This window comes from Rahnella sp. 1L-D-7-B-C2, from assembly GCF_057290995.1.
On sequence record NZ_JBXAVQ010000017.1, the window covers coordinates 59,617 to 72,619 of the forward strand.

General features: G+C 53.7%; 10 protein-coding genes and 6 tRNA genes. 7 read left to right on the forward strand and 9 right to left on the reverse strand.

The genetic code is table 11. The features are described 5' to 3' along the window. Window positions 1-100 precede the first annotated feature (100 nt). Window positions 101-649 (reverse strand): nucleotidyltransferase family protein, encoded by a 549-nt coding sequence (locus AC0Z7K_RS20235; RefSeq protein WP_485615687.1) that lies wholly within the window; start codon window positions 647-649, stop codon window positions 101-103. A gap of 271 nt (window positions 650-920) precedes the next feature. Here AC0Z7K_RS20235 and eat point away from each other — a divergent pair, with 271 nt between their 5' ends. Genes eat through eutC form a run of 3 tightly spaced genes read left to right on the forward strand, consistent with a single transcriptional unit; the run spans window position 921 to window position 4,550 of the window. Next, window positions 921-2,330 (forward strand): ethanolamine permease, encoded by a 1,410-nt coding sequence (gene eat, locus AC0Z7K_RS20240; RefSeq protein WP_485615663.1) that lies wholly within the window; start codon window positions 921-923, stop codon window positions 2,328-2,330. Window positions 2,331-2,351: 21 nt separating this feature from the next. Beyond that, the gene (locus AC0Z7K_RS20245; protein ID WP_485615664.1) at window positions 2,352-3,734 is read left to right on the forward strand and encodes an ethanolamine ammonia-lyase subunit EutB; all 1,383 of its coding nucleotides are present in this window, start codon (window positions 2,352-2,354) and stop codon (window positions 3,732-3,734) included. A gap of 30 nt (window positions 3,735-3,764) precedes the next feature. Beyond that, the gene (eutC, locus tag AC0Z7K_RS20250) at window positions 3,765-4,550 is read left to right on the forward strand and encodes an ethanolamine ammonia-lyase subunit EutC (protein WP_413529524.1); all 786 of its coding nucleotides are present in this window, start codon (window positions 3,765-3,767) and stop codon (window positions 4,548-4,550) included. A 209-nt stretch (window positions 4,551-4,759) separates the two neighbouring features. On the opposite strand, the gene AC0Z7K_RS20255 is transcribed toward eutC, so the two are convergent. The 4 genes from AC0Z7K_RS20255 to AC0Z7K_RS20270 all read right to left on the reverse strand — a co-directional run bounded on the left by AC0Z7K_RS20255 (window position 4,760) and on the right by AC0Z7K_RS20270 (window position 5,157). After that, window positions 4,760-4,835: transfer RNA gene (locus AC0Z7K_RS20255), tRNA-Lys, on the reverse strand. A gap of 7 nt (window positions 4,836-4,842) precedes the next feature. After that, a tRNA-Val gene (locus tag AC0Z7K_RS20260) sits at window positions 4,843-4,918 on the reverse strand. A 43-nt stretch (window positions 4,919-4,961) separates the two neighbouring features. Then, window positions 4,962-5,037: transfer RNA gene (locus AC0Z7K_RS20265), tRNA-Val, on the reverse strand. Window positions 5,038-5,081: 44 nt separating this feature from the next. Then, window positions 5,082-5,157, reverse strand: a tRNA-Val gene (locus AC0Z7K_RS20270). A gap of 263 nt (window positions 5,158-5,420) precedes the next feature. Between AC0Z7K_RS20270 and gltX the strand changes: the two genes are divergently transcribed. Then, window positions 5,421-6,839, forward strand: a complete 1,419-nt coding sequence (gene gltX, locus AC0Z7K_RS20275; protein ID WP_485615666.1) for a glutamate--tRNA ligase — start codon at window positions 5,421-5,423, stop codon at window positions 6,837-6,839. A gap of 73 nt (window positions 6,840-6,912) precedes the next feature. Here gltX and AC0Z7K_RS20280 read toward each other — a convergent pair whose 3' ends face one another. Further along, the gene (locus AC0Z7K_RS20280) at window positions 6,913-7,704 is read right to left on the reverse strand and encodes a formate/nitrite transporter family protein (RefSeq protein ID WP_485615667.1); all 792 of its coding nucleotides are present in this window, start codon (window positions 7,702-7,704) and stop codon (window positions 6,913-6,915) included. A 352-nt stretch (window positions 7,705-8,056) separates the two neighbouring features. Between AC0Z7K_RS20280 and AC0Z7K_RS20285 the strand changes: the two genes are divergently transcribed. Next, a tRNA-Ala gene (locus AC0Z7K_RS20285) sits at window positions 8,057-8,132 on the forward strand. A gap of 83 nt (window positions 8,133-8,215) precedes the next feature. Next, window positions 8,216-8,291 (forward strand) — tRNA-Ala (locus AC0Z7K_RS20290). A 141-nt stretch (window positions 8,292-8,432) separates the two neighbouring features. Here the strand turns inward: AC0Z7K_RS20290 and AC0Z7K_RS20295 are convergent. Beyond that, window positions 8,433-9,620, reverse strand: coding sequence for a NupC/NupG family nucleoside CNT transporter (locus AC0Z7K_RS20295; RefSeq protein ID WP_413529186.1), 1,188 nt, complete (start codon window positions 9,618-9,620; stop codon window positions 8,433-8,435). A 409-nt stretch (window positions 9,621-10,029) separates the two neighbouring features. Between AC0Z7K_RS20295 and AC0Z7K_RS20300 the strand changes: the two genes are divergently transcribed. Further along, window positions 10,030-11,259 carry an Nramp family divalent metal transporter gene (locus AC0Z7K_RS20300; protein ID WP_112168273.1) on the forward strand — a complete coding sequence of 410 codons (1,230 nt, stop codon included), beginning with the start codon at window positions 10,030-10,032 and terminating at the stop codon, window positions 11,257-11,259. 71 nt (window positions 11,260-11,330) lie between these two features. On the opposite strand, the gene AC0Z7K_RS20305 is transcribed toward AC0Z7K_RS20300, so the two are convergent. Then, a complete protein-coding gene (locus tag AC0Z7K_RS20305; protein ID WP_485615669.1) occupies window positions 11,331-11,756 on the reverse strand; it encodes a DUF2502 domain-containing protein in 426 nt (141 codons plus the stop codon). Window positions 11,757-11,914: 158 nt separating this feature from the next. After that, window positions 11,915-12,904 carry an L-glyceraldehyde 3-phosphate reductase gene (mgrA, locus tag AC0Z7K_RS20310; RefSeq protein WP_413529189.1) on the reverse strand — a complete coding sequence of 330 codons (990 nt, stop codon included), beginning with the start codon at window positions 12,902-12,904 and terminating at the stop codon, window positions 11,915-11,917. Window positions 12,905-13,003: the final 99 nt, after the last annotated feature.

A 13,003-nucleotide genomic window follows, 5' to 3' on the forward strand; every position in this document is an offset into this window, starting at 1 on the left:
TAGCCTCGCTTAGTGTGAATAAATTTTGCACGTAAGGGTGCTTAAGCGTTATCGGCGGCGATTGGCCCGGCTTTATTGTTTTTGCATATTCCTTACAGTGTTAACGCATTTCTTGTACTTCAAGCCTTGGCCACAGCTTCAGCCAGCCTTTATTGCTCACGCGTTCAGCAAATACTGCCGGGATCGCGTGGCGCGGATTTGGCGTGATAGTTAAGTGGAACAGATTCTCCAGCCCGAGCGGGGCGTTCAGTTCGATCTGTCCCTCAGCATTCATTCGCGCGCCAATGGCGGTTTCCACTTCTACCCAGTAACTGATGGCCTGCGCGCTGCAAGTGTAAGGCGCATGGCCGTGACGTTCATGCATTCGAGCCTGATTCTTCACTGACCACGGCAGTTCAGGCGCGGCTGCACGCAAACGCTGCTCTAACCGCTCATCTGTCGCCACGGAACACTCAGCCGGATTGAAATACACCACGTCGATATCGTTGAGTGGTGTGGTGTGCGGATAGCCATGCAGCCGGTCCCACACCAGATTGCGTACAAAACCCGCCGCCAGCCACGCATCGTTCAGCCCCAGTTTTTGCACTTCATTCAGCGCCCGCAGATGCATCGGTTCGTCGCTGAGCCAGGTGATAATTTGCTGCTCCATCTCTTTCACGCACGGTTCTCCACAGGAATGGGATCTCATTGTAGCCAAACTTGATGACAGCGCGTCAACGCACCGTTTCGGATTTTGCTGCAACCCGGACGCGCCAAAATGAAGCAAACCACCCGGCTGAAAGGTGTCAGGCCGCATATTTGCTGGATTGGTTAAGTGGTACAGCCTTTGCAGGATGGGTCATACCGCAGAAAAATAGGGCAGAGCTGCGGCAGTCTCTTTTCCAACAAAAATTGAGTTATCACCGGGCAGGGGATCACACATGCAAACCACGAAAGTCACTCCCGTATTAAAGCGGACGCTGGGCAGTTTTAAACTCTGGGGCATCGCCGTCGGGCTGGTCATCTCCGGCGAGTATTTTGGCTGGAGCTACGGCTGGGCGCAGGCCGGTACGCTGGGCTTTCTTATCACCGCACTGGTGATTGCCGCCATGTATTGCGCCTTTATTTTCAGCTTTACCGAACTCACCACCTCAATTCCTCATGCGGGCGGGCCATTTGCCTACGCCTATCGCGCCTTCGGGCCGACGGGGGGATTCGTCGCGGGATTCGCCACGCTGGTGGAATTTGTTTTTGCGCCACCGGCGATTGCGATGGCTATAGGTGCTTATCTCAACGTGCAGTTTCCTTCCATCGAACCGAAATGGGTGGCAGTCGGCGCGTACATTGTTTTCATGGTACTGAATATTCTCGGCGTCAGCATTGCCGCGACATTTGAACTGCTGGTGACGTTGCTGGCGATTTTTGAACTGCTGGTATTTATGGGCGTGGTTGCACCGGGCTTCCAGATGTCAAACTTCATGCACGGAGGCTGGGCCGGCAGCGATACGTTCAGCCCGGCGGCGTTCTCCGGCATCTTTGCGGCGATCCCTTTTGCCATCTGGTTTTTCCTGGCCATTGAAGGCGCATCAATGGCCGCTGAAGAAGCCAAAGATCCGCAGCGTACCATTCCGAAAGCCTTTATCGGCGGGATCCTGACGCTCACCGTGCTGGCGCTGGGCGTGATGTTATTTGCCGGCGGTGTGGGCGACTGGACCAAATTGTCGAATATCAACGATCCGTTACCTCAGGCGATGAAACTGATTGTCGGCAGCAACAGCGGCTGGCTGCATATGCTGGTCTGGCTGGGGCTGTTCGGACTGATTGCGTCTTTCCACGGCATCATCATGGGCTATTCCCGTCAGATATTTGCGCTGGCGCGAGCAGGGTATCTGCCCAAACGGTTGGCTACGGTGAATGCACGTTTCCAGACTCCGCATCTGGGTATTATCGCCGGTGGCCTGGTAGGCATTGCGGCGATTTTCTCGGATTCACTGATCGTGATCGGCGGACAGCCGCTGACCGCGAATATCGTGACCATGTCGGTGTTTGGTGCGATTGTGATGTACATCATTTCGATGGCGGCGTTGTTCAAACTGCGCCGCAGCGAGCCGAATCTGATCCGGCCATTCCGTGCGCCACTCTATCCTTTTGCACCGGCGCTGGCTCTGGTGCTGGCGGTGGTGTGCCTGGGGGCTATGATCTATTACAACACACTGCTGTTTTTGATCTTTGCCGCCATGATGCTGCTGGCCTACGCCTGGTTCCTGCTGACACATCAGGCGCGTACCGATGCAGCGGAAGACCCGCAGTTACGTGGACTGCGACCGGCATCGGCCAAAATTGGCAAATAACCCGGTTCGCTAAGGAGCGTTATGTTTCAAACCACATTGAGCCATCGCAGCTACCGGTTTAAGGATTTACGTGAGCTGATGGCAAAAGCATCCCCCGCGAGGTCGGGGGATTATCTTGCTGAAGTGGCGGCGACCAGCGCGGAAGAGCGGATGGCGGCAAAAATGGCGCTGGCCGACGTCCCGCTGAAAACCTTCCTGCAACAGCTGCTGGTGCCGTATGAAGATGATGAAGTCACGCGGCTGATTATCGATACCCACGACGTCGCGGCATTTGCCGCGATTTCACATCTCACCGTGGGGGATTTTCGTGACTGGCTGCTGAGCGAAAAAACGGACAGCGCGGTACTGGCGGCGGTCGCGTGGGGAATTACACCGGAAATGGCGGCGGCAGTCAGCAAGCTGATGCGCAATCAGGATCTGATTCTGGTCGCTAAAAAATGCCGGGTGATCACTCAATTTCGTAACACCATCGGCCTGCCGGGGCACATGAGCGTGCGCCTGCAACCGAATCATCCGACGGACAACTTGCAGGGCATCGCCGCCAGTATGCTCGACGGCTTGCTGTACGGTTCAGGCGACGCGGTTATCGGCATCAATCCGGCCAGCGACAGCCTGCCGCTGCTGGAAAATCTCAACTACATGCTCGATGACATCATCACGCGCTTTGAAATCCCCACGCAGTCCTGCGTGCTGACTCACGTCACCAATACCATCAAACTGGTGGAACGCGGCGCGCCGGTCGATCTGGTGTTTCAGTCGATCGCAGGAACGGAGGCCGCCAACAGCGGGTTTGGCATCAATCTGGCGCTGCTGGAGGAGGCGCAACAGGCGGCGCTGAGCCTGAAACGCGGGACGCTTGGCGATAACGTGATGTATTTCGAAACCGGGCAGGGGAGCTGTTTGTCTGCCAATGCGCATTTCGATGTCGATCAGCAAACCTGTGAAGCGCGCGCTTATGCCATCGCCCGACGATTCTCGCCGCTGCTGATCAATACGGTAGTTGGCTTTATCGGGCCGGAATATCTCTATGACGGCAAGCAAATCATCCGCGCCGGGTTGGAGGACCATTTCTGCGGGAAACTGCTGGGCGTGCCGCTGGGCTGCGATGTGTGTTACACCAACCATGCCGAAGCCGATCAGGACGATATGGACACATTGCTGACGCTGCTGGGCACCGCCGGGCTGACGTTCCTGATTGGCGTGCCGGGCGCGGATGACATCATGCTGAACTATCAGAGTACGTCGTTCCACGACGCGTTATATATCCGCGAGCTGCTGGGGCTTAAACACGCGCCGGAATTTGCCGTCTGGCTGGAGAAAATGAAAATTATTGATCCGCAGGGTGCATTGCAGGATACCCGCGCGTCGCATCCGTTACTGCGCCAGTTGCCGCAATTAAGCTGAGGAAAGTCTGTGACCGATAAAGACAAAGGGCTGTCGCCGCTGGTCCATAACAATCCGTGGGAAACGCTGCGGCAGTTTACCGCGGCACGCATTGCGCTGGGGCGAACCGGCTCTAGTCTGCCGACGGATGAACTGCTGCGTTTCGGATTAGCCCATGCGCAGGCGCGTGACGCCGTGCATCAGCCTTTCGACAGTGATGCGCTGGAAACCGAACTTCATCAGATGGGGTTGGAAACGCTGACCGTCGCCAGTGCTGCGCCGGACAGGGCAACTTATCTGTGCCGTCCGGATCTGGGGCGCAAACTTTCCGAAGAAAGCCGTGAGTCGCTACAAAGCTTCGCGCTGAAGCCGTCGGATATCGTGCTGGTCGTTGCTGACGGATTATCTTCCAAAGCCGTTCATCGTCAGGCCGTGCCGCTGATTAAAGCGCTGCTGCCGTATTTGACGGCGCTGGAGCTGACGTTAGGGCCGGTGGTTCTGGCGCATCAGTCCCGCGTGGCGCTGGGGGATGATATTGCGCAGCTGATGAAAGCAAAGGCAGTGGCGATTTTGATCGGCGAACGTCCGGGATTGTCCTCACCCGACAGTTTAGGCATCTACATGACCTGGGGGCCGCATACCAAAAGGCTGGAGTCGGAGCGCAATTGTATTTCGAACGTGCGACCGGAAGGCCTGGATTACCCGCAGGCCGCGTTTAAGCTCGCCTGGTTGCTGGAACAATCTTTCCACCGGCAGCTGTCCGGCGTGAATCTGAAAGACGAAAGCGATAATCCGGCGCTGCACAATAAAGTGGTGCCGATGTTTACCCTGAAGTAGGAAGGAGGAGATATTAGCACCAGCAGCGGGTTCGCCTCCATCACGGGGTGATTCCGGATTTCACATACGAAAAAAGCGCCAAAAGGCGCTTTTCTCTCTTCTTTATCAATAAAGAGTGGTGGGCCGTGCTGGATTGATTCGGCCTCCATCACGGGGTGATTCCGAATTTCACATACGAAAAAAGCGCCAAAAGGCGCTTTTCTCTGAATTGGTGGGCCGTGCTGGATTCGAACCAGCGACCAATTGATTAAAAGTCAACTGCTCTACCAACTGAGCTAACGGCCCGCAGAAGTGGTGGGCGATGACGGGTTCGAACCGCCGACCCCCTCCGTGTAAAGGAGATGCTCTACCAACTGAGCTAATCGCCCACTTCTGGGTACTCCACAACGTAAGTCAGAAACTGCTGAGAAATGGTGGGCGATGACGGGTTCGAACCGCCGACCCCCTCCGTGTAAAGGAGATGCTCTACCAACTGAGCTAATCGCCCATTTCTCATTCCTGCTTACTATCACAACGCGTCCACTCTAAGAGTGGTGGGCGATGACGGGTTCGAACCGCCGACCCCCTCCGTGTAAAGGAGATGCTCTACCAACTGAGCTAATCGCCCCCGTCGTGATGGAGTCGCATTATAGGGATACTTGAAATTACGTCAACGCTTTTTAAAAACAAAAATGATCGTTCGGCTTATTTTTAGACAACATGACGTGTTTCTCGCCCGCGTAGTCGATTCTTTACGCATTCATGGTCTTAAACCGGTCGCCTTACCGTGTATCGGCGTTGAGGATTCAGGGCAGAGTGGTAGAATGTCAGCCACTTTTTGTTAATTGATAGCAGCGTTTCGTAGCGTTGCATGATTAAGGTTGCACCCGGATGAAAATCAAAACCCGTTTTGCCCCAAGCCCGACCGGCTATCTGCACGTCGGTGGCGCCCGTACCGCACTCTATTCCTGGCTCTTTGCCCGCAACCTTGGCGGTGAGTTTGTGCTGCGTATCGAAGACACCGATCTCGAGCGTTCCACTCAGGAAGCGATCGACGCGATTATGGATGGCATGAACTGGCTGAATCTGGACTGGGATGAAGGCCCGTATTTCCAGACCAAACGTTTTGACCGCTATAACAGCGTGATTGACGAAATGCTGGAAAACGGTACCGCCTATAAATGCTACTGTTCTAAAGAACGTCTGGAAGAGCTGCGTGAGCATCAGATGGCGAATAACGAAAAGCCTCGTTATGACGGCCGTTGCCGCGATAGCCACGAACATCACGCCGCTGATGAGCCGTGCGTCGTGCGTTTTCGTAACCCGCAGGAAGGTTCTGTTATCTTTGATGATCAGATCCGTGGGCCGATTGAATTTAGCAACGACGAACTGGACGACCTGATCATCCGCCGCACCGACGGTTCTCCTACTTATAATTTCTGCGTCGTGGTCGATGACTGGGATATGGAAATTACCCACGTTATCCGTGGCGAAGACCATATCAACAACACCCCGCGTCAGATCAACATCCTGAAAGCACTGGGCGCACCAGTACCGGTTTACGCGCACGTTTCCATGATTCTGGGTGACGATGGCAAAAAACTGTCCAAGCGTCATGGTGCGGTCGGCGTGATGCAGTATCGCGATGATGGTTATCTGCCGGAAGCGCTGCTGAACTATCTGGTTCGTCTGGGCTGGTCTCATGGCGATCAGGAAATCTTCAGTCGCGATGAAATGAAAGCGCTGTTCTCACTGGAAAACGTCAGCAAGTCTGCGAGTGCATTTAACACTGAAAAACTGCAATGGCTGAACCATCACTACATCAACTCGATGGATCCGCAATATGTGGCAACGCACCTGCTGTGGCACGTAGAGCAGGCTGGTATCGAAACCCGCAACGGCCCGCAGCTGTTTGAAATCGTGACCCTGCTGGGCGAGCGTTGCAAGACCCTGAAAGAAATGGCGGAATCCTGCCGTTACTTCTACGAAGATTTTGCAGAGTTTGATGCCGATGCGGCGAAGAAACACCTGCGTCCGGTTGCCCGTCAGCCGCTGGAAGTGGTTCGCGCTAAACTGGCTGCCATCACTGACTGGACGGCTGAAAACATTCACCATGCCATTCAGGGCACGGCGGATGAGTTGGAAGTGGGGATGGGTAAAGTCGGCATGCCACTGCGCGTAGCCGTCACCGGCGCGGGCCAGTCTCCTGGTGTGGACGTCACCGTTCACGCTATCGGGCAGAGCCGTGTGCTGGCGCGTATCGATAAGGCGCTGGCTTTTATTGCTGAGCGTGAAACGCAACAGCAGTAATTCCATCGTTCAGACGTAAAAAAAGCCAGCCGGTTTCCCGCGCTGGCTTTTTTATTACGTTAAAGGACGAGGATTAACGTTGTTCGGTCGCAGGCGCGGCCACGGTAGGGCGGTAAGCCAGAAAATACATCAGACCGACAAAGCCCGCACCGCCGACAGCGTTACCGAGGAATACGGCAACGAAGTTCGGGAAGTACTGAGACCAGCTCAGCGCACCGGCAAAAATCGCGGCAGGAATGATGAACATGTTTGCCACCACGTGCTGGAAGCCGATCGCCACGAATGCCATCACCGGGAACCACATCCCGATCACTTTACCGCCCAGTTCTTTACTGGCGAAAGCCAGCCAGATCGCCAGACACACCAGCCAGTTGCAGCCGATGCCAGAAATGAACGCGTGCATAAAATCGGCGTTCACTTTCGCAGTCGCAGTGGCCACCGTTTTGCTCAGGAATGCGCCTTCGGTCAGCCCCAACACATGGCCGAAAAAGTACGCCACGGCCAGGCTGCCCAGCAGGTTAGCCAGTGTGACCCAGAACCAGTTACGCAGCACGGCGAACAGGCTTATCTGACGGGCGAACCAGGCAATCGGTAAGGTCATCATATTTCCGGTCAGCAGTTCTCCCCCTGCTAAGACGGTCAGAATAATGCCGACCGGGAATACGGCCGCGCCCAGCAGATTACTGAAAGAACCCCAGGATGCAGGTAACGTCCCTATTACGTGCAGATCCAGCAGGAAACCGGTGGCGATGAATGCGCCCGCCAGGAAACCCAAAATTAACAAATTCAACACGGAGGAATGGCTTTTATTAATGCCTGCCGTAACAGCGATGGATGCGATTTCTTTAGGTGAATACAAGGACATGAGATTGCTCGAAGTAATGGATTATGATTATTGCGCGAGCAGTCTATTCTGAGATTTCTCTCAAAACAAGGCGATTTTAATAGTCTGCTAACATTTCATTAATCATTAAATCCTGCTTGTTAAAGAAATGTGTAGGCTGATCATAAAGCTAGTCACAGTGCGGGCTGCCGGGGAGATGATAAAACAAAGCATCCTGCTGATTATTTGCTTAAGGGCAGAGGTTTTTTTCCAGCCAAATGGGGTATTTGGCGGCTTTTTCAGCGCTTGGTTACATAAACGGATTTAGCCGTTGACAGGGTAGACACGGTTTCATATCATGCGCCCCGTTCACCGGTTTTTACTGGTTTGAATTGGGGGTATAGCTCAGCTGGGAGAGCGCTTGCATGGCATGCAAGAGGTCAGCGGTTCGATCCCGCTTATCTCCACCAACTTCCTTTCCAGAGTAAGTTGGTCGTTTCCTCAAAGGGAAACAGAGATGTGAACGTGAAGTGAAAAAAGAAGTACCTCGTGTGGGGGTATAGCTCAGCTGGGAGAGCGCTTGCATGGCATGCAAGAGGTCAGCGGTTCGATCCCGCTTATCTCCACCAAATATTAAAGAAACCCGCTTCGGCGGGTTTTTTGCTTTCTGCATTTCCCTACTTTTGCGTGCTCTACTCCCGATATTTACCCATTGCAGGCATAAAAAAAGGCGCCGTAGCGCCTTTCTTGTCGTTCTGTCGTTCGCTTACTTACGCCAGTACCAGACCCGCGATAGAAGCAGACAACACGCTCACCAGCGTTGAGCCGTACAGCAGTTTCAGGCCGAAGCGTGAAACCACGTTGCCCTGATGTTCGTTCAGGCCTTTGATAGCCCCTGCCACGATACCAATCGAGGAGAAGTTAGCGAAGGACACCAGGAACACGGACAGGATACCGACGCTGCGTGGTGACAACTCTGTAGCAACTTTCTGCAAATCCAGCATCGCAACGAATTCGTTGGAAACCAGTTTGGTTGCCATCATGCTGCCGACCTGCAAGGCTTCGTGGCTAGGAACGCCCATCATCCATGCAAACGGATAGAAGACATAACCCAGCACACCCTGGAAGGTGATACCGAATACCACGTCGAACAGCGCATTCAGGCAGGAAATCAGTGCGATGAAACCAATCAACATGGCTGCAACGATGATAGCGACTTTGAAGCCAGCGAGGATGTATTCCCCCAGCATTTCAAAGAAGCTCTGGCCCTGATGCGTGTTACCGATCTGCAGGTCTTCTTCTGAATCCACTTTATACGGGTTGATCAGTGACAGTACGATAAAGGTACTGAACATGTTGAGCACCAGCGCAGCGACAACGTAGCGCGGTTCCAGCATGGTCATGTACGCACCCACGATCGACATAGAAACTGTCGACATTGCCGTAGCGGCCATGGTGTACATACGTTTTTCAGACATTTTGCCCAGAATATCTTTATACGCGATAAAGTTTTCTGACTGACCCAAAATCAGGGAACTGATGGCGTTGAAAGATTCCAGTTTTCCCATGCCATTAATTTTCGACAGTACCGTACCGATGATACGGATGACGAAAGGGAGTACGCGAATGTGTTGCAAAATACCGATCAGTGCAGAAATGAACACGATCGGACACAAGACTTTCAAGAAGAAGAACGCTAATCCTTTATCGCTCATGCCCCCAAATACGAAGCCGGTTCCTTCCGCAGCGAAGCCTAATAATTTCTCAAACATGTTTGAGAAGCCTTGCACAAAACCTAAACCGATAGAGGAGTTCAGGAAGAAATAGGCTAATAGGACTTCGATCACTAACAGCTGAACGATGAACCGTAAACGGATGCTTTTACGGTCACGGCTCACCAGTAAAGCGAGTACTGCGACAACGGCCAACGCTAATACAAAGTGCAAAATGTTAGACATGGGTGCTCCAAATTAGAGGCAGGCTATATTTCGACGGACATTCTATGTAACGCGTACATTTAAAACGTGAAGTCGCTTGCAAATATAGAAATTGCAGACACGAATTGCAACAAATCCCATTCCACCACACAAAAAATCAAGATGTTAAGAAAAATAGGCACAGTTTGCTTTCCTGTGCTAGCTTTATCATGTGCCGTAATGCGTTCTAAATCTGGTCAAATAGCCTCTGTTTTAGGAAAGCGCGCGCGTCCGGATTGAGAAAGCCGGGCGGGCGAATAACCACACAGTTATCACGTCGTCGCTTACTGCCTATCAGAATCATCGCTCAAATTTATCTAAATGCACTTGATAATCATTATCATTTAGACGATATTTGTGTAAGCGCAATAATTGTAGGGGTTAACACTTTATGTTGAACAGCCGGACCGAATCTTCAGGCCGCGCATCCAGAAAGATGAAGCTTTCGCTGATGGGACCGGCTTTTATCGCCGCCATCGGTTATATCGATCCGGGTAACTTCGCGACAAACATCCAGGCCGGTGCCTCTTACGGCTACCAGCTGCTGTGGGTCGTCGTCTGGGCCAACGTGATGGCGATGTTGATCCAGCTTCTTTCTGCCAAGCTTGGCATCGCCACCGGTAAAAACCTCGCTGAACACATTCGCGATCGCTTCCCGCGTCCCGCCGTCTGGGCTTACTGGGTGCAGGCAGAAATCATTGCGATGGCCACCGATCTGGCGGAATTTATCGGTGCGGCCATCGGCTTCAAATTACTGCTCGGCGTGTCGCTTTTTCAGGGCGCAGTGCTGACCGGCATCGCCACCTTCATTATTCTTGCCCTGCAAAAGCGCGGACAAAAGCCGCTGGAACTGGTGATCGCCGGTCTTCTGCTGTTCGTGGCTGCCGCCTATATTGTCGAACTATTCTTCTCGCAGCCGAGCATGGTCGCGCTGGGGAAAGGGATGTTAATTCCGGCGCTGCCGACCAGTGATTCCGTTTATCTGGCCGCCGGTGTGCTGGGTGCGACCATTATGCCGCACGTCATCTATCTGCACTCTTCGCTGACCCAGCGCGGGGGCAAGGCGTCGAAAGCGCAACGTTATTCTGCCACCAAGCTGGATGTCGGTATCGCCATGACCATCGCCGGTTTCGTGAATCTGGCGATGATGGCGACCGCCGCTGCGGCTTTCCACTTTAGCGGGCACAGCGGAATCAGCGAGCTGGATGAGGCTTATCTCACGCTGCAACCTTTACTCGGCCACGCCGCCGCCACCACGTTTGGCCTGAGTCTGGTCGCCGCCGGATTATCTTCAACCGTCGTCGGAACACTGGCCGGACAGGTGGTCATGCAGGGCTTTGTGAAGTTCTATATCCCAATTTGGGTGCGTCGCGTCGTCACTATGATGCCGTCCTTTATTGTCATCCTGATGGGGCTGGACGCCACACGAATTTTGGTGATGAGCCAGGTGCTGCTGAGTTTCGGGATTGCACTGGCGCTGTTGCCGCTGCTGGCGTTTACCGGCAACCGCAGCCTGATGGGCGAGATGACCAACACCAGAACCGTTCAATGGGCGGGGCGGCTTATCGTGCTGATTGTTGTCAGCCTTAACCTTTATCTGCTGATCGGGATGCTGAAATAACCGCAGCGATGGCGTAATAAAAAACGGGACAGCGCAAACTGTCCCGTTTTTTTATCTCAACTCTTCGCGGATTAATGGCGGTGATCGCCATGACCCCGGTGGTCATCATGTCCGCGATCCGGGCCACGCCCTCTGTCGTGACCATGACCCCGGTCCGGCCCGCGACCATGATGATCATAATGCGGACGCCCGTAATAGCGCGGCGGAGGCGGACGATGATGAGAGCGGTTGTCCCACCAGCCGCGATCGCGCCAGCGGCCGCCATCCCAGTAATAGCCGCGATGGCTGCGTTCGCCGTAGTAACGCCCGCGGTGATTGTTCCACCAGCCGGCATCACGCCAGTCATACCCATCCCAGTAATAACCACGACGGTCGCGGTCACCGATATTGATTGAAAGCCCCGGAGTACTCAGGCTAAAGCTGCTGGCCTGCACAGCGGGAGCCGCAGCAGGAAGCAGTGCAAACAATAATGTACCGAACAGTAAAGGCTTAATCATAATGCCCCCAGATTCCTTATAATTTATGCTGACAGTTATAAGGCTAAGGGGCCCTCTATTCTATTGGTCGCAATCCTGTTTTGATTGATTTACGCGCCTTAACGGAATCCTTACTCAGTCTCCATAAAGGCGCATTTTTTGCTCATTTGCGTAAACGTTTACACTAAAATCGCTTCAATCGCCGCCAGTTCTTCCTGCGTGAAATGACGGTTAGCGACCATGCCAACGGCGTCATCAATCTGACTGGTTTTGCTGGCACCAATCAGTACGGAGGTCACGCGGTCGCCTCGCAGCACCCACGCCAGCGCCATCTGCGAAAGCTTCTGCCCGCGCGCCTGCGCGATGTCATTCAGCTTGCGGACTTTCGCCAGTTTTTCTTCAGTAAGCGAATCGGTAGTGAGGAATTTACTGCCGCTGGCGGCGCGTGAATCCTCAGGAATGCCGGCCAGATAACGGTCAGTCAGAACGCCACCGGCCAGAGGAGAGAAGGCGATTGAACCGACGCCGTTATCTGCCAGCGTCTCCAGCAAATCAGCTTCCACCCAGCGCTCAAACATTGAATATTTCGGCTGATGGATAAGGCATGGCGTACCGAGCTGTTTCAGGATTTCAAACGCTTCTTTGGCGCGGTCAGCCGGATAGTTGGACAGCCCGACGTACAGCGCTTTGCCCTGACGCACGATCAAATCCAGCGCGGCCATGGTTTCTTCCAGCGGTGTGTCGGGATCAGGGCGGTGATGATAGAAGATATCCACGTAGTCCAGGCCCATACGTTTCAGGCTCTGATTCAGGCTGGCGACCAGATATTTTTTGGAACCCCAGTCGCCGTAAGGGCCGTCCCACATGGTGTAACCGGCTTTTGAGGAGATGATCAGCTCGTCGCGGTACGCCAGCAAATCTTCCTGCAAAATGCGGCCAAAATGCTGCTCTGCCGAACCCGGAGGTGGCCCGTAGTTGTTGGCGAGGTCGAAGTGGGTGATCCCGTGGTCAAAAGCATGGCGGATAAGTTTGCGGCCATTCTCAAAATGCGCGTTATCGCCGAAGTTGTGCCACAGGCCTAGGGAAACGGCGGGCAGTTTCAGGCCGCTATGGCCGCAGCGACGATATTCCATCTTTTCGTAACGGTTTTGACTGGCAAGATACGGCATAAGAACCTTTCTGATTGAGGTAGAAATAATGTAAGGATGAGGTAAATGCTGTTTTAGTGTATGCGTTTTCACTCGCAATTCCAGCTACTCCGATCACAA